Source organism: Nocardioides sp. (assembly GCF_050246775.1).
GTDB lineage: Bacteria > Actinomycetota > Actinomycetes > Propionibacteriales > Nocardioidaceae > Nocardioides.
On the sequence record NZ_JBFWVK010000001.1, the window covers coordinates 124737 to 141596 of the forward strand.

General features: G+C 66.8%; 15 protein-coding genes, 2 tRNA genes, 1 pseudogene and 1 riboswitch. Of the genes and pseudogenes, 5 read left to right on the forward strand and 13 right to left on the reverse strand.

Annotated features, from left to right (window positions below):
- Positions 1-48 precede the first annotated feature (48 nt).
- Positions 49-612 (forward strand): copper resistance CopC family protein, encoded by a 564-nt coding sequence (locus AB7I40_RS00630; protein WP_428346455.1) that lies wholly within the window; start codon positions 49-51, stop codon positions 610-612.
- A gap of 52 nt (positions 613-664) precedes the next feature.
- On the opposite strand, the gene AB7I40_RS00635 is transcribed toward AB7I40_RS00630, so the two are convergent.
- From AB7I40_RS00635 to AB7I40_RS00670, 8 genes are all read right to left on the reverse strand, one after another.
- A complete protein-coding gene (locus AB7I40_RS00635; protein WP_428346456.1) occupies positions 665-955 on the reverse strand; it encodes a hypothetical protein in 291 nt (96 codons plus the stop codon).
- Between the two features lie 119 nt (positions 956-1074).
- A riboswitch (cobalamin riboswitch) is annotated at positions 1075-1278 on the reverse strand.
- 76 nt (positions 1279-1354) lie between these two features.
- The gene (locus AB7I40_RS00640; protein ID WP_428346457.1) at positions 1355-2059 is read right to left on the reverse strand and encodes a response regulator; all 705 of its coding nucleotides are present in this window, start codon (positions 2057-2059) and stop codon (positions 1355-1357) included.
- On the reverse strand, positions 2056-4683 hold the full coding sequence (locus AB7I40_RS00645) for an ATP-binding protein (RefSeq protein WP_428346458.1): 2628 nt from the start codon (positions 4681-4683) through the stop codon (positions 2056-2058). The genes AB7I40_RS00640 and AB7I40_RS00645 overlap by 4 nt, the downstream gene beginning before the upstream one ends.
- Positions 4684-4734: 51 nt before the next feature.
- The gene (locus AB7I40_RS00650; RefSeq protein WP_428346459.1) at positions 4735-5394 is read right to left on the reverse strand and encodes a potassium-transporting ATPase subunit C; all 660 of its coding nucleotides are present in this window, start codon (positions 5392-5394) and stop codon (positions 4735-4737) included.
- Between the two features lie 17 nt (positions 5395-5411).
- Positions 5412-7472 (reverse strand): potassium-transporting ATPase subunit KdpB, encoded by a 2061-nt coding sequence (gene kdpB, locus AB7I40_RS00655; RefSeq protein WP_428346460.1) that lies wholly within the window; start codon positions 7470-7472, stop codon positions 5412-5414.
- A 65-nt stretch (positions 7473-7537) separates the two neighbouring features.
- On the reverse strand, positions 7538-9196 hold the full coding sequence (gene kdpA, locus AB7I40_RS00660; RefSeq protein WP_428346461.1) for a potassium-transporting ATPase subunit KdpA: 1659 nt from the start codon (positions 9194-9196) through the stop codon (positions 7538-7540).
- A gap of 1 nt (position 9197) precedes the next feature.
- On the reverse strand, positions 9198-9287 hold the full coding sequence (gene kdpF, locus AB7I40_RS00665) for a K(+)-transporting ATPase subunit F (protein ID WP_428346462.1): 90 nt from the start codon (positions 9285-9287) through the stop codon (positions 9198-9200).
- Positions 9284-9475, reverse strand: a complete 192-nt coding sequence (locus tag AB7I40_RS00670; RefSeq protein WP_428347908.1) for a hypothetical protein — start codon at positions 9473-9475, stop codon at positions 9284-9286. Before AB7I40_RS00670 ends, kdpF begins: the two co-directional genes overlap by 4 nt.
- 122 nt (positions 9476-9597) lie before the next feature.
- On the opposite strand from AB7I40_RS00670, the gene AB7I40_RS00675 reads away from it, so the two are divergent.
- The 3 genes and pseudogenes from AB7I40_RS00675 (at position 9598) to AB7I40_RS00685 (ending at position 12298) form a co-directional block, all read left to right on the forward strand.
- Complete coding sequence (locus AB7I40_RS00675) at positions 9598-10356, forward strand: DUF4118 domain-containing protein (RefSeq protein WP_428346463.1); 759 nt, start codon at positions 9598-9600, stop codon at positions 10354-10356.
- A gap of 23 nt (positions 10357-10379) precedes the next feature.
- Positions 10380-11737 (forward strand): annotated as a pseudogene (locus tag AB7I40_RS00680) (KUP/HAK/KT family potassium transporter); the annotation flags it as partial.
- 108 nt (positions 11738-11845) lie between these two features.
- On the forward strand, positions 11846-12298 hold the full coding sequence (locus AB7I40_RS00685) for a KUP/HAK/KT family potassium transporter (protein ID WP_428346578.1): 453 nt from the start codon (positions 11846-11848) through the stop codon (positions 12296-12298).
- Between the two features lie 56 nt (positions 12299-12354).
- On the opposite strand, the gene AB7I40_RS00690 is transcribed toward AB7I40_RS00685, so the two are convergent.
- The 5 genes from AB7I40_RS00690 to AB7I40_RS00710 form a co-directional block, all read right to left on the reverse strand.
- Positions 12355-12430 (reverse strand) — tRNA-Glu (locus tag AB7I40_RS00690).
- Between the two features lie 71 nt (positions 12431-12501).
- Positions 12502-12573, reverse strand: a tRNA-Gln gene (locus tag AB7I40_RS00695).
- A 46-nt stretch (positions 12574-12619) separates the two neighbouring features.
- On the reverse strand, positions 12620-13555 hold the full coding sequence (locus AB7I40_RS00700) for a lysostaphin resistance A-like protein (protein WP_428346464.1): 936 nt from the start codon (positions 13553-13555) through the stop codon (positions 12620-12622).
- Entirely contained in the window at positions 13555-15030 is a 1476-nt protein-coding gene (gene gltX, locus AB7I40_RS00705) for a glutamate--tRNA ligase (RefSeq protein WP_428346465.1), read from the reverse strand. Before gltX ends, AB7I40_RS00700 begins: the two co-directional genes overlap by 1 nt.
- Positions 15030-15839, reverse strand: coding sequence for a fumarylacetoacetate hydrolase family protein (locus AB7I40_RS00710; protein ID WP_428346466.1), 810 nt, complete (start codon positions 15837-15839; stop codon positions 15030-15032). The genes gltX and AB7I40_RS00710 overlap by 1 nt, the downstream gene beginning before the upstream one ends.
- 59 nt (positions 15840-15898) lie before the next feature.
- On the opposite strand from AB7I40_RS00710, the gene AB7I40_RS00715 reads away from it, so the two are divergent.
- Positions 15899-16855 (forward strand): 3-methyladenine DNA glycosylase, encoded by a 957-nt coding sequence (locus tag AB7I40_RS00715; RefSeq protein WP_428346467.1) that lies wholly within the window; start codon positions 15899-15901, stop codon positions 16853-16855.
- Positions 16856-16860: the final 5 nt, after the last annotated feature.

The following is a 16860-nucleotide window of genomic DNA, read 5'->3' on the forward strand; positions in this document are numbered from 1 at the left end:
AGGCTGTACCGATCCCTCGGCCTCCTGGGAACGGCCATGGTGGTTTCGGTGACCCTCTCGGTGGCCCCCGCGTGGGCGCACGCCACGCTGGTCGCGTCGACTCCCACCCAAGGGGCGGTGCTCCAGGCTCTGCCAGAGCAGGTGGAGTTCGAGTTCAGCCAGGACATCTCCTCCCCCGCCTATGTGATCGTCACCGCACCGGACGGAAGTTCGGTGACCTCGGGGACTCCTCGGGTCGACGGAGCCTTCGTGCGACAGGGCATCACGGACGGACCGGGCGGGACGTACACGATGGCCTACCGCGCTGTCTCCGAGGACGGCCATCCGGTCACCGGCGAGATCACGTTCACCGTGGGAGAGGGCACCACGGCAGCGACGACTGAGGCCGATGCCGGACCTGATGCGGCACCTGCACAGGGGGCGGACAGTGCTGGTCGAGGGAGCCCGCCAGGTGCCTCCTGGTGGTCGCGTCACGGAATGCAGGCGGGGGTCGGGGCCGGTCTCTTCTTGATCGCGGCCCTCCTCCTGGTCCTGTCGCGGCGCCCCGTCGCAGCACAAGGCCGTGCGGATAGCCGACACGGAAGCGAATCGGAGCCTGCTCCACCCCCATGACCGGTGTCGATCCTCACGACGGCCCGCACGGTGTTCATCACCGTGAGCCGCCTCAGTCGGCCGGAGTCCAGCGGTTCCATGAGGCACGGAAGTCGGGGTGGTCGCCGTAGGCAACGGTCAGCATGCCGAGCGACATGTGGTCCGGGGCCTCACCGCGCTTGAGGCCGAGGATCAGCTCATCGAGGAGGCGCAGCCCACGTTCGGCAGCCTCCACCGATGGTCCCGTTGCTGTCTGTCGGCGATAGGTGGCCGCGATGATCTCTTCGGTCAACCGGTCCAGGAGGAAGGCCAGGAAGGCCGGAGAGACCGCGGCACGCGGTTCCCGTGTTGTCGTTGATCGCATGTGCTCTTCCCTCGCAAGCTCGTGTCGGATGCGTCTGCGACCTACGAGCAATGCCGGGATGCTGAACGATCTCGACCCGTCCGTCGGACTCCTCCCTCGGAAGTCGCAGACCACCACGCAGATGACGTGGTGCGCTGGCAGGTCTTCGGACTCATGGGCACTCGTTCTGGCCTACTGGGTGTCGCTTCCCAAGCGTGAGCTCAGTGCTGTGTGACACCGTTCGTTCCCACTTACCGCTGCGGGGCAGTCCCGGATTCACACCGGGTTCCCTCTTACGACGACATCGGTGGCTTCGACGCCGAACCAGTTGCCCGGCCACTGTAGTAACTCGAACGTGACCTCGAGGGATCCCGGTTCGGCGTGGCGCCGTCCGTCGACGCAGAGCACTGTCGATCACGCTCACACCCGTTCTGATTGGTCTGGCTGGAATCGATACCCCATCCCTGGCTCGGTGAGCAGGTGCTGGGGCCTGGCCGGACTGGCCTCCAGCTTGCGTCGCAGCTTGGCCATGTAGACCCGCAGGTTCCCCCCGGCCGTCTCGTAGCCAGGTCCCCACACCTCGTTGAGCAACAGCTGAGGAGTGAGCAGTTTGCCCGGGTGGCGAAGCAGGACCTCCAGCAGGTGCCATTCCGTGGGGGTGAGGCGGACGTCGACGACGTGGTCTCCATCGCGCATCGTGACTCGTCGGGAAGCCAGGTCCACCGTTGTGTGCCCGAACGTCACGATGGGCTGAGCCTCCGGCGGGGTGGCGCGCCGCAGGACTGCTCGCATCCTGGCCATCAGTTCGTCGACCCCAAACGGCTTCGTGAGGTAGTCGTCCGCACCAGCGTCCAGTGCTTCGACCTTGTCCGTGCTGTCGGTGCGCCCAGACAGAATGACGATCGGTGCCGTGCTCCACCCTCGAAGTCCGCGAACAACCTCGATGCCGTCCATATCGGGCAGTCCGAGGTCCAGGATGACCATATCCGGGGGATGCGAGGCGGCCGTGGCGAGGGCCTCGGTCCCGGTCGCGGCGGTGAACACTTCGTAGTGACGAGCACGCAGATTGATGGCCAGGGCTCGCAGGATCTGCGGTTCGTCGTCGACCACGAGGACGCGGTTCACGACGTGCTCCAGGCGTTCTTGGGCGCATCATCGGTGTCATCGCGCTCTCGACGACCAGGCTGAAGTCGAAGGGCCGGATCGGCCTGCGGAAGCGCCCTCGGCAACGACAGCACCATGGTGAGCCCTCCCCCGGGTGTCTCCTCGGGAGTGAGAGTTCCGCCCATGGCCTCGGTGAGGCCGCGAGAGAGCGCAAGGCCCAGGCCGACACCGGTGGTGTTGTCGGTATCGCCGAGGCGTTGAAATGGAGCGAAGACCCGATCAAGAGCCGATTCGGGGATTCCTGGGCCGCAGTCGATCACCCGGAGCTCGACCCGGTCACCGATGCTGCTGCCCGTGACGGTCGGGGGCGTGTCAGCCGGGCTGTAGCGCAGGGCATTGCCGACGAGGTTTGCCACGACCCGCTCGAGGAGACCCGGGTCGGCCAGCACCAGGGGCAGGTCATCGGCCACGTCCAGGACTGCCCGAGCTCCGGCCTCACCGAGATCGTCCAGCGCCAGGGGCACCACTTCGTCCAGGGCGATTGGTCGGCTGACCACAGAAAGCGCCCCCGCTTGCAGGCGGCTCATGTCGAGCAGGTTGTCGATGAGTCGGGCTAGTCGATCGAGGGACTCGTCGGCGGTGACGAGGAGTTCGCGATAGTCCTCGGGGGACCAGTCGATCTCGTCACTGCGAAGACTGGTCACCGCAGCTTTGGCCGACGCCAGCGGGGTTCGCAGGTCGTGGCCGACGGCGGCGAGCAGTGCTGTTCGCATGCGATCGCCTTCGGCGATGGGCACCGCAGCCGCTGCGGCCTCGCTGAGGCGGTGCCGTTCGAGGATGACCGCTGCCTGCGCCGCGAAGGCGCCTACGACGCGTTGGTCCTCGGCCCGCAGCGGCCGCCCGCGCAATGCGAGCATGAGGGTGTCTCCGGCCGGCACCTCGGTGTCGGCGTCCTGGGGCCGCTCGCAGCGACCGACACCCGCCGTCGCGACCACGGTCCACTCGTCCGCGGGACTACGGGCGGTGGTGACTCGCCCCGACGGCGACGACGAGGTGCGCTCGAGGAGGGTCACGGACGTCAGGGTGAACGCTTCGCGGACCCGTTCCAGCAGCGCCGGCAGTGCCGTCTCGCCGCGCAGGACGCTCCCGGCCAGGGTGCCGAGGGTCTCGGCCTCCGCTGTGGCGCGAGCCGCTTGGCGGGTACGCCGGGCAGCCAGGTCGACCACGGAGCTCACCAGCGCTGCGACGACGATGAACACCCCCAGCGCGAGAGCGTTGTTGGTCTCCCTGATGGTGAAGGTGTGGGTCGGGGTCACGAAGTAGTAGTTGAGGATCAGCGATCCACCGATCGCCGCGACCATCGCGGGGAAGACGCCGCCGACGAGGGCGACGACCACGACGAGGAGCAGGAAGATCAGCACGTCGCTGACGAGGTTGAGGTGTTGTTGACCATTCGTCAGCACGAAGGTGAGCAGGGGGAGCAGCAGAATGGCGAGCGCTGTGCCTTGGATCCTGCGGCGCATCGTCAGGCTGCCCCGCAGGTGGGGAAGGCGACGGCCCTTGCCGATCTGGTGGTGGGTGACCAGATGGACGTCGATGTCGCCGGCATCGCGGATGGTGGTCGCGCCGATCCCTGGACCCGACACGAGTGCCGACAGTCGGGACCGGCGGCTGCCGCCCAGCACCAACTGAGTGGCATTCTCGGCTCGAGCGAACTCCAGCAGTGATCGCGCCACGTCGTCGCCGACAACCTGGTGGTAAGTCCCGCCGACAGTCTCGACGAGCTGCCGTTGCGCCGCCAGGTCGGCCGGGCTGGCGCCGGTGAGCCCGTCGGATCGGGTGACATGGACGGCGAGAAGGTCACCGCCGGCCGATCGCGCCGCGATACGTGCGGCTCGGCGGATCAGGGTGCCGCCTTCGGGGCCGCCGGTGACGGCGACGACGACTCGTTCGCGGGTCTCCCAGGTGCTCTCGATGTCGTGCTGCGCCCGATAGTCCTGCATCGCTTCGTCGACCTTGTCCGCCGTCCAGAGGAGGGCGAGTTCTCGCAGGGCGGTCAGATTGCCGACCCGGAAGTAGTTGCCCAGCGCCGCGTCGACCTTGGTGGCGGCGTAGATGTTGCCGTGCGCCATCCGTCTGCGCAGCGCCTCCGGAGACATGTCGACCAGCTCGACCTGGTCGGCGGCCCGGACCACCGCGTCGGGGACTCGCTCGCGCTGCGGCACGCCGGTGATCTTCTCGACGACGTCGTTGATGGACTCGAGATGCTGGATGTTGACGGTGGAGATGACGTCGATCCCAGCCGCGAGCAGCTCCTCCACGTCCTGCCAACGCTTCTCGTTGCGGGCGCCAGGGACGTTGCTGTGCGCCAGTTCGTCCACCAACGCAATCTTGGGGCGCCGCTCCAGCAGCGCATCCACGTCCATCTCGGTGAAGGTGGCATCGCGGTGGACGATCTCCCGGCGCGGCATCACTTCGAGGCCCTCCAGCATCTCGGCGGTGTGGGGGCGGTCGTGGGTCTCGACGAAGCCGACGACCACGTCGGTGCCTCGATCGGCGCGGCGATGGCCCTCACTGAGCATGGCGTAGGTCTTGCCGACGCCGGGTGCTGCACCCAGGTAGACCCTCAGACTTCCGCGGCTCATGCTCCGTCCCTGCTTTCCTTGACTGATCCGATGGACCCGGTCGGTGAAACGCTACTCGCGCGCCGCTGAATCCAACGCCAGGTTGAGTTCCAACACGTTGACGCGGGGCTCGCCCAGGAACCCCAGCACACGACCTTGGGTGTGTTCGGCGACCAGCGCGGAGACCGTGTCCGGACTCAGCCCACGCTCCCGGGCGATGCGGGGGATCTGGAGACGTGCATACGCCGGACTGATGTGAGGATCGAGGCCAGAACCGCTTGCCAGCAGGGCGTCGGGTGGCACCTGCGACTCCGCGACCCCCTCCAGTCGGGCGACAGCTGTGCGGCGCTCCTTGACCGCCGCGATCAGGTCCTCGTTCTCCGGACCCAGGTTGGAAGCAGAGGTGGACAGGGGGTCGTAGCCTGCGCCGGCGGACGACGGACGGCTCTGGAAGTACCGCGGGTCGGCCTCGACGACGGCGACGCCGTCAGCGTCCACGACGGGCTCGCCATCCTTCAGGACCGGCCGGGTGAAGGCTTGGCCGATGAGGTCGGAGCCCACGACGCTGCCGTTGCTGGTCACGAGGGAGCCGTCCGCGTTGCCCGGGATCGCCACTTGGGCCAGGCCGGTCATCACCAACGGGTAGCCCAGGCCCAGGATGACGGTAAGGGCCAGGTAAGTCCTCAGGGCGGCGCCGTACTGACGCACGGTTGCGGGAAGTGTGGTTGCCATGATCTGTACTGCCTTCTCTAGCCGATGCCGGGGATGTTGGACACGAGCAGGTCGATGAGTTTGATGCCGATGAACGGGCTCACGATGCCGCCGAGGCCATAGATGGCCAGATTTCGCCGGAGCATCGCCGCGGCGGAGGACGGCGTGTAGCGCACTCCGCGAAGCGCAAGAGGGATGAGCCCGACGATGATCAGGGCATTGAAGATGACCGCCGAGAGGATCGCCGACTCCGGTGAGTCCAGGCGCATGATGTTGAGCCTGTCGAGACCGACGTAAACGCCGCCGAACATCGCCGGGATGATCGCGAAGTACTTCGCGATGTCGTTGGCGATCGAGAACGTGGTGAGCGAGCCACGGGTGATGAGGAGTTGCTTGCCGATCTCCACGATCTCGATCAGCTTGGTGGGGTTCGAGTCGAGATCGACCATGTTGCCGGCTTCCTTGGCTGCTGAGGTGCCGGTGTTCATGGCCACGCCGACGTCTGCCTGGGCGAGTGCAGGAGCGTCGTTCGTGCCGTCGCCCGTCATCGCCACCAGACGGCCACCCTGCTGTTCGCGTTTGATCAAGGCCATCTTGTCTTCGGGTGTCGCCTCGGCGAGGAAGTCGTCAACACCGGCCTCCTCGGCGATCGCCCGGGCGGTGAGGGGATTGTCGCCGGTGATCATCACGGTCCGGATCCCCATGCGACGCATCTCGTCGAAGCGTTCGCGCATGCCCTCCTTGACGACGTCCTTGAGGTTGATCACACCCAACGTCCGCGCTAGGCCGTCCTGACTGCGTTCGGCGACGACGAGGGGGGTTCCGCCGGCGGTGGAGATGGCATCCACGATGGCGCCGACCTCCTCGCTGGGGTGCCCGCCGTTGTCTCGGACCCACTTCATGACAGCCGTGGCCGCCCCCTTGCGGATCTCGCGTCCGTCGTCGAGATCGACCCCGCTCATCCGGGTCTGGGCAGTGAACACCACGAAGTGGGCGGTCTTGAGCTCACCGACCTGCCGTTCGCGCAGCCCGTGGGCGGTCTTGGCGAGAACCACGATCGAACGTCCCTCCGGGGTTTCGTCGGCAAGGCTCGACAACTGGGCGGCATCTGCCAACGCCTCGGAGCTGACACCCGTCACGGGCAGGAACTCGGCGGCCTGCCGGTTGCCCAGGGTGATCGTGCCGGTCTTGTCCAGGAGAAGCGTGTTGACGTCGCCGGCCGCCTCGACGGCTCGTCCCGACATGGCCAGCACGTTGTGCTGCACCAAGCGATCCATCCCGGCGATGCCGATCGCGGAGAGCAGCGCACCGATGGTGGTGGGGATCAGGCAGACCAACAGCGCCACAAGCACGATCAAGGACTGCTCGGCACCGGAGTAGATGGCGAACGGCTGAAGGGTGATGGTCGCCATCAGGAACACGATGGTGAGGCTGGCCAGCAAGATGTTCAGTGCGATCTCGTTGGGAGTCTTCTGTCGGGAGGCGCCCTCGACCAGGGCGATCATCCGGTCGATGAAACTCTCCCCGGGCTTGGCCGTTATCTGGACCACGATGCGGTCCGAGAGCACCTTGGTGCCGCCGGTGACCGAGCTGCGGTCGCCGCCAGACTCCCGGATCACGGGCGCGGACTCGCCGGTGATAGCCGACTCGTCGACACTGGCGACGCCTTCGACCACGTCACCGTCGCCGGGGATGATCTCGCCCGCCTCGACCACCACCCTGTCCCCCAGGGTCAGTTGGGGGCCCGGGACCGACTCCTCGCTGCCGTCGGGCAGCAATCGGCGTGCGACCTGCTCGGTGATGGCCTGACGAAGTGTGGCTGCCTGGGCCTTACCGCGCCCTTCGGCGACGGCCTCGGCGAGGTTGGCGAACACCACGGTGAGCCACAACCACACCACGACCGACCAGGCGAACAGTGTCGGATCGACCACGGCCAGGACCGTGGCCAGGACGGCCCCGACCTCGACGACGAACATGACCGGGTTACGCATCATCGCGCGTGGGTCGAGCTTGCGGGCTGCATCCGGGAGGGAGGTCAGCAGCATGCGAGGGTCCAGCAAGCCCGCCTGGACCCGCGAGGTCGGTGTTGAAGCAGACATTCGGGTCGTTCCTTCGGAAGTGGTGTTCGGGTTGTCGGGGCTGGCGGTGGGCGTGGTTGTCGCCATCACAAGCCCTGCGCCAACGGGCCGAGGGCGAGTGCCGGGAAGTAGGTCAGCCCGGCAACGATCACGACGACGCCGACGAGCATCCCGACGAACAGGAGCCGATAGGTGGGCAGAGTGCCGGCGTTCGCCGGAATGGGCTGCTGCCGGGCCAGGGACCCTGCGAGCGCCAGGACCAGGACGATAGGGATGAACCGCACTGCCAGCATCACCAGACCCAGCGAGGTGTTGTAGAACCCGGTGTTCGCCGAGAGGCCGCAGAAACAGCTGCCGTTGTTGTTGCCCGCCGACATGTACGCGTAGAGCACTTCTGACAAGCCATGAGAGCCCGGATTGAGCATCGAAGCGCGCGCCGAGTCCAGACCCATGGCGAGTCCGGTGCCGGCCAGAACCAGAACCGGGGAGGTGAGGATGTAGAGCGAGACGAGCTTGATCTCCCTCGCCGTGATCTTCTTGCCGAGGTACTCCGGCGTGCGCCCGACCATCAGCCCCGCGATGAACACGGTCACCATGGCCAGCACGAGCATGCCGTAGAGGCCGGAGCCGACTCCGCCCGGCGACACTTCGCCCAGACCCATGTTGAAGATCGTCAGCCCGCCGCCCAGTTCGGTGAACGATGAGTGAAACGAGTTGACCGCACCGGTCGAGGTGCCGGTTGTCGAGGTCGCGAAGAGCGCCGATGCGGCTTCGCCGAATCGGGTCTCCTTGCCCTCCATCGCTGCCCCGGCAAGTTTGAGCGCCGTACCAGGGTGTGCAGCCTCGAGGGCCGAGATCCCGACCAGGATCAGGCCCCACAGCGAAGCCATGGCAGCCAGGATGGCGTAGCCCTGTCGCTGGTCCTTCATCATGCGACCGAACGTGTAGGTCAGGGCCACCGGGATGAGCAGCAGGAGGAAGATCTCCAGGAGGTTGCTCAACGCATTGGGGTTCTCGAACGGGTGCGCCGCGTTGGCGTTGTAGAAGCCTCCCCCGTTGGTGCCCAGTTCCTTGATGGCCTCTTGCGAGGCCACAGGTCCCCCGGTGATCGTCTGAGAGTTGCCCGAGACCGTCGTCACGGTGGTTCCGGAGGAGAAGTTCTGCACCGACCCCAGGGCGATCAGGGCAAGCGTCCCGACGACCGAGATCGGCAACAGGATGCGCAGCGTGCCCCGCACCAGGTCCACCCAGAAGTTCCCGATCCGCTCGGTGCGAGAACGCATGAAGCCCCGGATCAGCGCCACCGCCACAGCCATGCCGACAGCGGCCGAGACGAAGTTCTGCACGGTCAGGCCCGACATCTGGACCAGGTGACCCATCGTCGACTCACCCGAATAGGACTGCCAGTTCGTGTTCGACACGAACGACGCCGCCGTGTTGAAGGCCTGGTCGGGTGCGACGCCGGGGAAGCCCAGGCTCATGGGCAGGTGCGGCTGAAGCCGTTGGAGCGCGTAGAGGCCCAACATGCTCGCAGCCGAGAATGCGAGGAGCGATCGCGCATAGACCGGCCAACGCTGATCCGCCCTGGAGTCCACGCCGATGACCCGGTAGATCGCGCGCTCGACGCGAGAGTCGTGCTCGCTGGTGTAGACGCGGGCCATGTAGGCACCCAGCGGTCGATAGCACACGGCAAGGGCGACCAGCAGCAACCCGACCTGCAACAGGCCGGCGGTGGTGTCAGACATGTCAAAAACGCTCCGGGAACAGCAGGGCCACCACGAGGTAGCCGACGAGAAGGATGGCGAGGATCAAGCCGACAGAGTTCTCGGGGCTCACAGCCGCTCGACCCCCTTCACGATCAGCGCGGTCACGGCGAAGAACGCGATAGCCAGGATCACGAACACGAGGTCTTGCATCAGGACTCCAGTCATCAGGTGACCGATCAACGGTCTTGGTGCAACCTTCCCTCCGCACATGCCTTCAGCGGCCCGCGTTAACAACTCAGTAACGCCGATCCGGCTCATGTTGACGGCATGCAAACGACGGGCTGACCGGTCGCGTTAACGTTCCGTTGCGAGTCGCGGGGATCGCGTTAGCGAACTGTCAACGCCCGTTCCCGGACGAAGTCCAGCGTCATGATGGAGCCATGAGCTATCCGCAGTTCACCGTGCGCCACAGGGCCTGGCTGATCGCGGCGTCCGTCGGGGTGCCGTTGCTTGTCTGCGCCGGGTTGTCACTGTTTCGCTCCGACATCTCCGCAGCCACCTCGGTGTTGGTCTTGGTGCTGCTGGTCGTGGCGGCGGCCAGCACGGGTGACCGAGCCGCGGGACTCGTCGCAGCCGTGTCTGCTGGGCTGTGGTTCGACGTCTTCCTCACCGAGCCCTACGGGCAACTGGCCATTGACGACGCCAACGACATCGAGGCGACGGTCCTGCTGGTGCTCATCGGCGCCGCGGTGACCGAGGTGGCGCTCTGGGGCCACCGGCACCAGGTGCGCTCGAGCCGTCGCGCCGGCTACCTCGACGGTGTGCTGGGAACCGTCGAGAACGTGAGCTTGCGCCATGAGACCCCAGCGGCGCTGCTGCAGCACATCTGCGAGCAGATCGAGCTCGTGCTGGGCGTGGCGCAGTGCCGATTCGCCCCGGGACCCAGGCTCGATCCGCGGGTCGCGCTGATGAACACCCAGGGAGTAGTCACTCGCGATGCCAAGCTGGTCGACGTGGATCGCGACGGCTTGCCCACCGACGAGTACACCGCCATACGGGTGAGTCGCGGCGACACGATCGTGGGCCACTTCATCCTCACCGCAGCCGGCGCGATCGCCCGCCCCTCCTTGGAGCAGCGTAAGGTCGCCATCCTGTTGGCCGACCAAGCCGGCTCGGTGCTGGAGAACCCGGCCCCCTGAGCCCCGGATTGCGCGAGGGCTCCATGACTTCATCCGCTGTCGCCACGCCAGGTCTTGCCCGCAGTGCGCTCACCGTCGGCGCTCTCGGGGTCGTTTTCGGTGACATCGGCACCAGCCCGATCTACACGATCCAGACCGTCTTCAATCCTGAGGACCCCCACCCGGTGGACGCCGGCATCGACAGCGTCTTCGGAGTCATCTCGCTGATCTTCTGGTCAGTCACCGTCATCGTCACGATCAAGTACGTCATGCTGGTGCTGCGCGCCGACAATGATGGCGAAGGTGGGATCCTCGCCCTCATCACTCTCATCCGCAGCCACGCCGTGCCGGGTGGACGCCGTACGAAACTGGCGCTCGCAGCCCTCGGCATCTTCGGCGCCTCGCTGTTCTTCGGGGACAGCATGATCACACCGGCGATCTCGGTCCTGTCGGCGGTCGAGGGCCTCAAGGTGGTCGAACCCGACCTGGAGCCGCTGATCGTCCCCACCACCGCGACGATCATCGTGATGCTCTTCGCGACCCAGCGCCTCGGCACAGCTCGGATCGGACGGTCCTTCGGCCCGGTGATGGTCGTGTGGTTCGTGGCTGTCGGGACCCTCGGCATCTCCGGGATCGTGCAGGAACCCCGTGTCCTCAAGGCACTCTCCCCCACGTATGCGGTCGGCTTCCTGACCGGCCACTTCTCGGTCGCCTTCTTCGCGCTTGCCGCCGTGGTCCTGGCCATCACCGGCGCCGAAGCGCTGTACGCCGACCTGGGCACTTCGGCCGAGCCCCCATCACTCGCGCCTGGCTGATGCTCGTCTTCCCCGCCTGCATCCTGAGCTATCTCGGCCAGGGTGCGCTGGTGCTGCAGGATCCGACGGGGGCGGTCAGCAGTCCGTTCTTCCTGTTGGCCCCGGGCTGGGCACTCATCCCGCTGGTGCTGTTGGCGACAGCGGCCACGGTGATCGCTTCGCAGGCGGTCATCACGGGTGCCTTCTCCGTGGCGCACCAGGCTGTGCAGCTCGGCTATCTGCCCAGGCTTCGGATCACCCACACGTCCGCGGACACCATCGGTCAGATCTACGTCCCGTGGGTCAACTGGGCGCTGATGGTCGGCGTCCTCACGCTCGTCTTCACCTTCCAGACCTCTGCCTCGCTCGCATTCGCCTTCGGGATGGCGGTCACTGGCACGATCACGATCACCACTCTGCTGTTCTTCTACGTCGTCCGCCATCAGTGGGGCAAGCCGTGGTGGCTGGTGCTGGCGGGAGCCGGGGGCTTCCTGCTCATCGAGCTGATGTTCCTTGCCGCGAACCTCACCAAGCTCGTCCATGGCGCATGGCTCCCGCTGCTGATCGCCGTCACCGTGTTCACCGTGCTCACGACCTGGCAGAAGGGCCGCGAGCTGGTCACGCAGAAACGTGAGCACGACGAGGGACCGCTCCAGGAGTTCATCGACGAGCTGCATGATCGCTCACCGGCTGTCCCCCGCACGACCGGCACTGCGGTGTTCCTCAACCGGGGCAAGACGACTGCCCCGTTGGCAATGCGGGCGAACGTCAAGCACAACCACCTGCTGCACGAGAACGTCGTGATCCTCTCGATCGAGACCGAACCGATCCCCCGCGTCCCTGAGTCGGATCGCATCGTCCTGGACGACCTCGGCTACAGCGACGACGGCATCATCCACGTCACTGCACGCTTCGGCTACATGCAGGACCCTGACCTTCCCGGAGCTCTGCGGCTCGCCTCCGAACAGAGCGCAGAGTTCGAGATCGACCTGGACGAGACGTCGTACTTTCTGTCCACGATCGAACTGCACGTCAGCGACGCACCCGGTATGACGCGATGGCGCAAGCGACTCTTCGTCGCCACCTCGAGTATCACCGCCGACGCGGCCGACTACTTCGGACTGCCCCGCGACCGAGTCGTCATCATGGGCTCCCAGATCAACGTCTGACCCAGGGAAAGGCGAAGGGCTCGCCCTCCGCTGTGCGGTGGACGAGCCCTTCGTGCTGGTACCCCCGACCGGATTCGAACCGGCGCTACCGCCGTGAGAGGGCGGCGTGCTAGGCCACTACACAACGGGGGCAAGATCAGCCGAGCGAAACTGTAGTCACGCTCTGCGAATCGGAGCAAATCGCGGCCTCGACCACGACTTCGCTGGGATACAAGGACTCGAACCTTGACTAACTGAACCAGAATCAGTCGTGCTGCCAATTACACCATATCCCAATGGTTCGGCCCCTCCCGAAAGCACGGGATGAGCCGGGGAGAAACCTTACACGCGACCCGCTGACGGCTCCAAAACGAGTGGGTCCACAGTGCTCCTCAGGCCCATCCTGCGACTCACCCACCACGCCAGCGCGAGGAACACCAGCGACTGGGTCAGCGTCGACGGGATGGACCACCAGGTCCCGCCGGTGGGGTTCAGAGTGGAGGCGAGATCGCCGAAGGCGAGCGCCAACCCGAACGCCAGCCAGTTGTTGAGCACGTGCATAGCAATGCCGGCCTCCAGGCCGCCGGTGAGGATCACCAGGACACCTGCCACCAGGCCGAACGCCAACCGGTCGAAGAAGACAGGCACACTCTGGCCCAGTCCGTGGGCGAGCGCGAAGAGCACCGCAGGCACCACGACCGCCACCACCCGGCTGCCGAACAGGCCACCGAACGCCTGGGTGAGATAGCCCCGGAAGAGGTACTCCTCCCCCGCGGCCTGGAAGGGGGTGAGGAACGCCACGACCAGCACGAAGTCGCGCACCGTGCTGGTCCAGGCATTGAGTTCGCCAGTGATCTCAGTGCCCTCACCGGCAGGCCCTTGCGGGAGTACGGCGGAGACGATCAGGGTGGCGATCAGGGCGACGACGGCGAGGCCGAGGCAGGCCACGAAGAACCGCCAGCGCATCCGCGGCATCACCGAGGTGAGCCATCCCGGCTTCAGCCCGTGCAGGACCCAGCTCACCAGGAACGTGGCGGGGATCAGCGAGGCCAGCGCGATGTTGAGATACGCCAAGGCACCCGGCGTGGGGTCGTCGAGGCTGGTCAGCGAGGAGATGGTGGCACCGAGGTCCTTGCCCTGCAGCGCTGCCACCGCGATGAAGGGCACCAACACCACGAGCGCCGCGAAGAAGAACATCCACGCTACCAGCGCCACGATCCCGACGATCGGACGCCAGGCGCCGGCCTTCCCCGCCCGGTGCAGGAGGTGGTACTCCATCAGGCCAGCGCGCCCTGCAGCCGTGCGAGTCCACGCTCGCGGCCCAACAGCTCAAGCGACTCGAAGAGCGGTGGGCTGATGCGTCTGCCGGTCACGGCCACGCGGACCGGACCGAAGGCGTTGCGGGGCTTCAGCCCGAGCTCCTCGACCAGCTTCAGGCGCAGGGCCTCGTCGATGGCCGCCGTGCTCCACGTCGACACACCCACGAGGGCGTCGTACGCCGCTTGGACGACCGCCCGGCCGTCCTCGTTGAGCACCTTCTCCACGTCGACCGGATCCCTGGTGAAGGACGCCTCGTCGACGAACAGGAAGCCGAGCATATCGGGAGCCTCGGTCAGCTTGTTGATGCGCTCGCTGATCAACGGCATCGCGAGCTCCAGCAACTGGGCGTCCGCGTCCGAGACCGGATCCGAGACCACCCCTGCCGCCTTGAGGAACGGCAAGACCCGGTGGGTGAGGTCCTCGACCGGGAGCAGGCGCATGTGGGCTGCGTTGATCGCCTCGGCCTTCTTCAGGTCGAAGCGCGCGGGGTTGGGGTTCACCCGGGCGATGTCGAACGCCTCGACCATCTCGGCCATCGAGAAGATGTCGCGGTCCTCGGCGATCGCCCACCCGAGCAGGGCCAGGTAGTTCAGGAGCCCTTCGGGGAGGAAGCCGGCGTCGCGGTAGCCGAGCAGGTTGGCCTCGGGGTCCCGCTTGGAGAGCTTCTTGTTGCCCTGGCCCATCACGTAGGGCAGGTGCCCGAAACGGGGGGTCTCCCCCGCCACCCCGATCTCGCGGAGCGCGTCGTACAGCGCGATCTGTCGCGGCGTGCTGGAGAGCAGGTCCTCCCCGCGCAGCACGTGGGTGATCCCCATGAGCGCGTCGTCGACCGGGTTGACCAGGGTGTAGAGCGGGGCACCGCTGGCGCGGGCCACGGCGAAATCCGGGACGTGCTCGGTCTGGAAGGTGATCTCGCCACGGACCAGGTCGTCGAAGGTGATCGCGCCGTCGGGCATCCGGAACCGGACTACCGGAGCCCGCCCTTCCTCGTGGAACGCCGCCACCTGCTGCTCGGACAGCTCGCGGCAGAAGCCGTCATAGCCCATCAGCTTGGAGCCGGACGCCTTGCGGCGCGCCTCGACCTCCTCGTTGGTGCAGTAACAGGCGTAGGTGCGACCGGCCGAGGCGAGCTTCGCCAGAGCGTCGGTGTAGAGCTCAGTGCGCTCGGACTGACGGTACGGCGCGTGCGGGCCGCCCACCTGGGGCCCTTCGTCCCAGTCGAAGCCCAACCACCGCATCACCTCGAGCAGGGTGTCGTAGGACTCTGCGGAGTCACGCGCTGCGTCGGTGTCCTCGATCCGGAACACGAACGTGCCCCCGTGGTGCCGGGCGAACGCCCAGTTGAACAGCGCCGTACGGGCCAGGCCGACGTGGGGCGCGCCGGTCGGGGAAGGACAGAAGCGCACACGAACAGCTGTGTCGGTCGAGCTCATCAGCGAGATGCCACCTTGTTGGTCAGGGTTCCGAGGCCGTCGATGGAGATCTCGATCTCGTCACCGACATTCATGGGACCGACACCCTCCGGGGTGCCGGTGAGGATCACGTCGCCGGGCAGCAGGGTCATCACGCTGCTGACGTGGGCGATCAGGGTCGGGATGTCGAAGATCAGGTCCCTGGTGTTGCCGTCCTGCTTCAGGTCACCGTTGAGGTGGGTCTGGATGCGGACACCGTCGGCGAAGTGCTGGGGGTCCAGATCGGTCTCGATCCACGGACCCAGCGGACAGAAGGAATCGAACCCCTTGGCGCGGGTGAACTGGACGTCGCTCTTCTGCAGGTCCCGCGCAGTGACGTCGTTGGCGATCGTGTAGCCGTGGATCACGTCGGTGGCCTGCTCCGGCGGGACGTCGCGGCAGATCCGTCCGATCACCACGGCCAACTCACCCTCGAAGTGCAGGTTCTGGGTCTGCCGGGGATAGAAGATCGGGTCACCGGGACCGACCACGCTGGTGTTGGGCTTGAGGAACATCAGCGGCTCACGGGGGACCTCACCGCCCATCTCGGCGGCGTGGGCGGCGTAGTTCTTGCCGATGCCGACCACCTTGGAACGCGGCAGCACGGGCGCGAGGAGGCGCACGTCCTGCGGGTTGTGCTCCTGCTCGAGGAGCTTGATCCCGACATAGAGCGGGTCCCCGGCGAGCGCCACGATCCGGGCGTCCTCGTCGGGCTGGCCGAACCGGTCCAGCTCCCCGGTCAGGACGCCGTACAGGGGATCCTCGCCGGTGGTGAATCTGCAGATACGCACGGGCCCGAGCCTATCGGTCCGGTGTTGGCGAGCCCGTCGAGACCACCTAACCTGCGTGGGTGACCCTGACCGTGCTGGACGAGGCGACCTGGGCCGCTCGCGCTGCCGAGCATGCCGCCCGGGTCGATGCCTTCGTCGCTCCCCACCTCGCGCGACGAGCCGACAAGATCAAGCACCCCGTCCACGACTTCCTGTTCACCTACTACTCCCAGCGCCCCGCACAGCTGCGGCGCTGGCACCCTGGCTTCGGCGTGGGGTTGGCCGGCGGGGCGGTGTACGCCGGGCTGAAGGGGTATGTGGTCTCGACAAGCTCGACCACCGAGGAGCCGCCTGTCGAGATCAGCACCGAAGCCTCGGTGATCGAGCCTGTCGAGATCACCACCGAAGCCTCGGTGATCGAGCCTGTCGAGATCACCACCGTCTCGCGGGAGTACGTCGAGTCGCAGCGGCCGCTGCTGGCCTCGTCGCACGCATTGCTGACCGCCACCGCCGCGCGGGCGGCCCACACCGGGTGCTTCGGACTGCACGAGTGGGCGATGGTCTATCGCAGCGAGCAGACCCGCCACGACTGGCCCCTGCGCCTGGGAGCCGAGGAGACCGATCGGGTCGTGGAGTCGCACCGGATCGTGTGCTCCCACTTCGACGCCTTCCGGTTCTTCACGCCGCCGGCGCGCGTGCTCAACGTCGTGCAACCCACCCACTCCGACCGGGTCGACTTCGAGCAGCCCGGGTGCCTCCACGCCGGGATGGACCTCTACAAGCATGCGTTCCGGCTCACCCCGCTGATCTGCTCCGACCTCGTGGCCGACTGCTTCGACCTGGCGCTGGACATCCGGGTCCTGGACATGCGGGCGGCGCCGTACGACCTCACCGACCTGGGCTATCTGCCGGTACGCATCGAGACGCCCGAGGGAAAGCAGGAGTACGCCGCCGCCCAGCGTGGCTTCGCCGAGCGGGGTGCCCCGCTGCGCCAACGCCTCATCGACGAGTGCGAGCGCCTGCTCGCGCGGGCCTAGGTCCG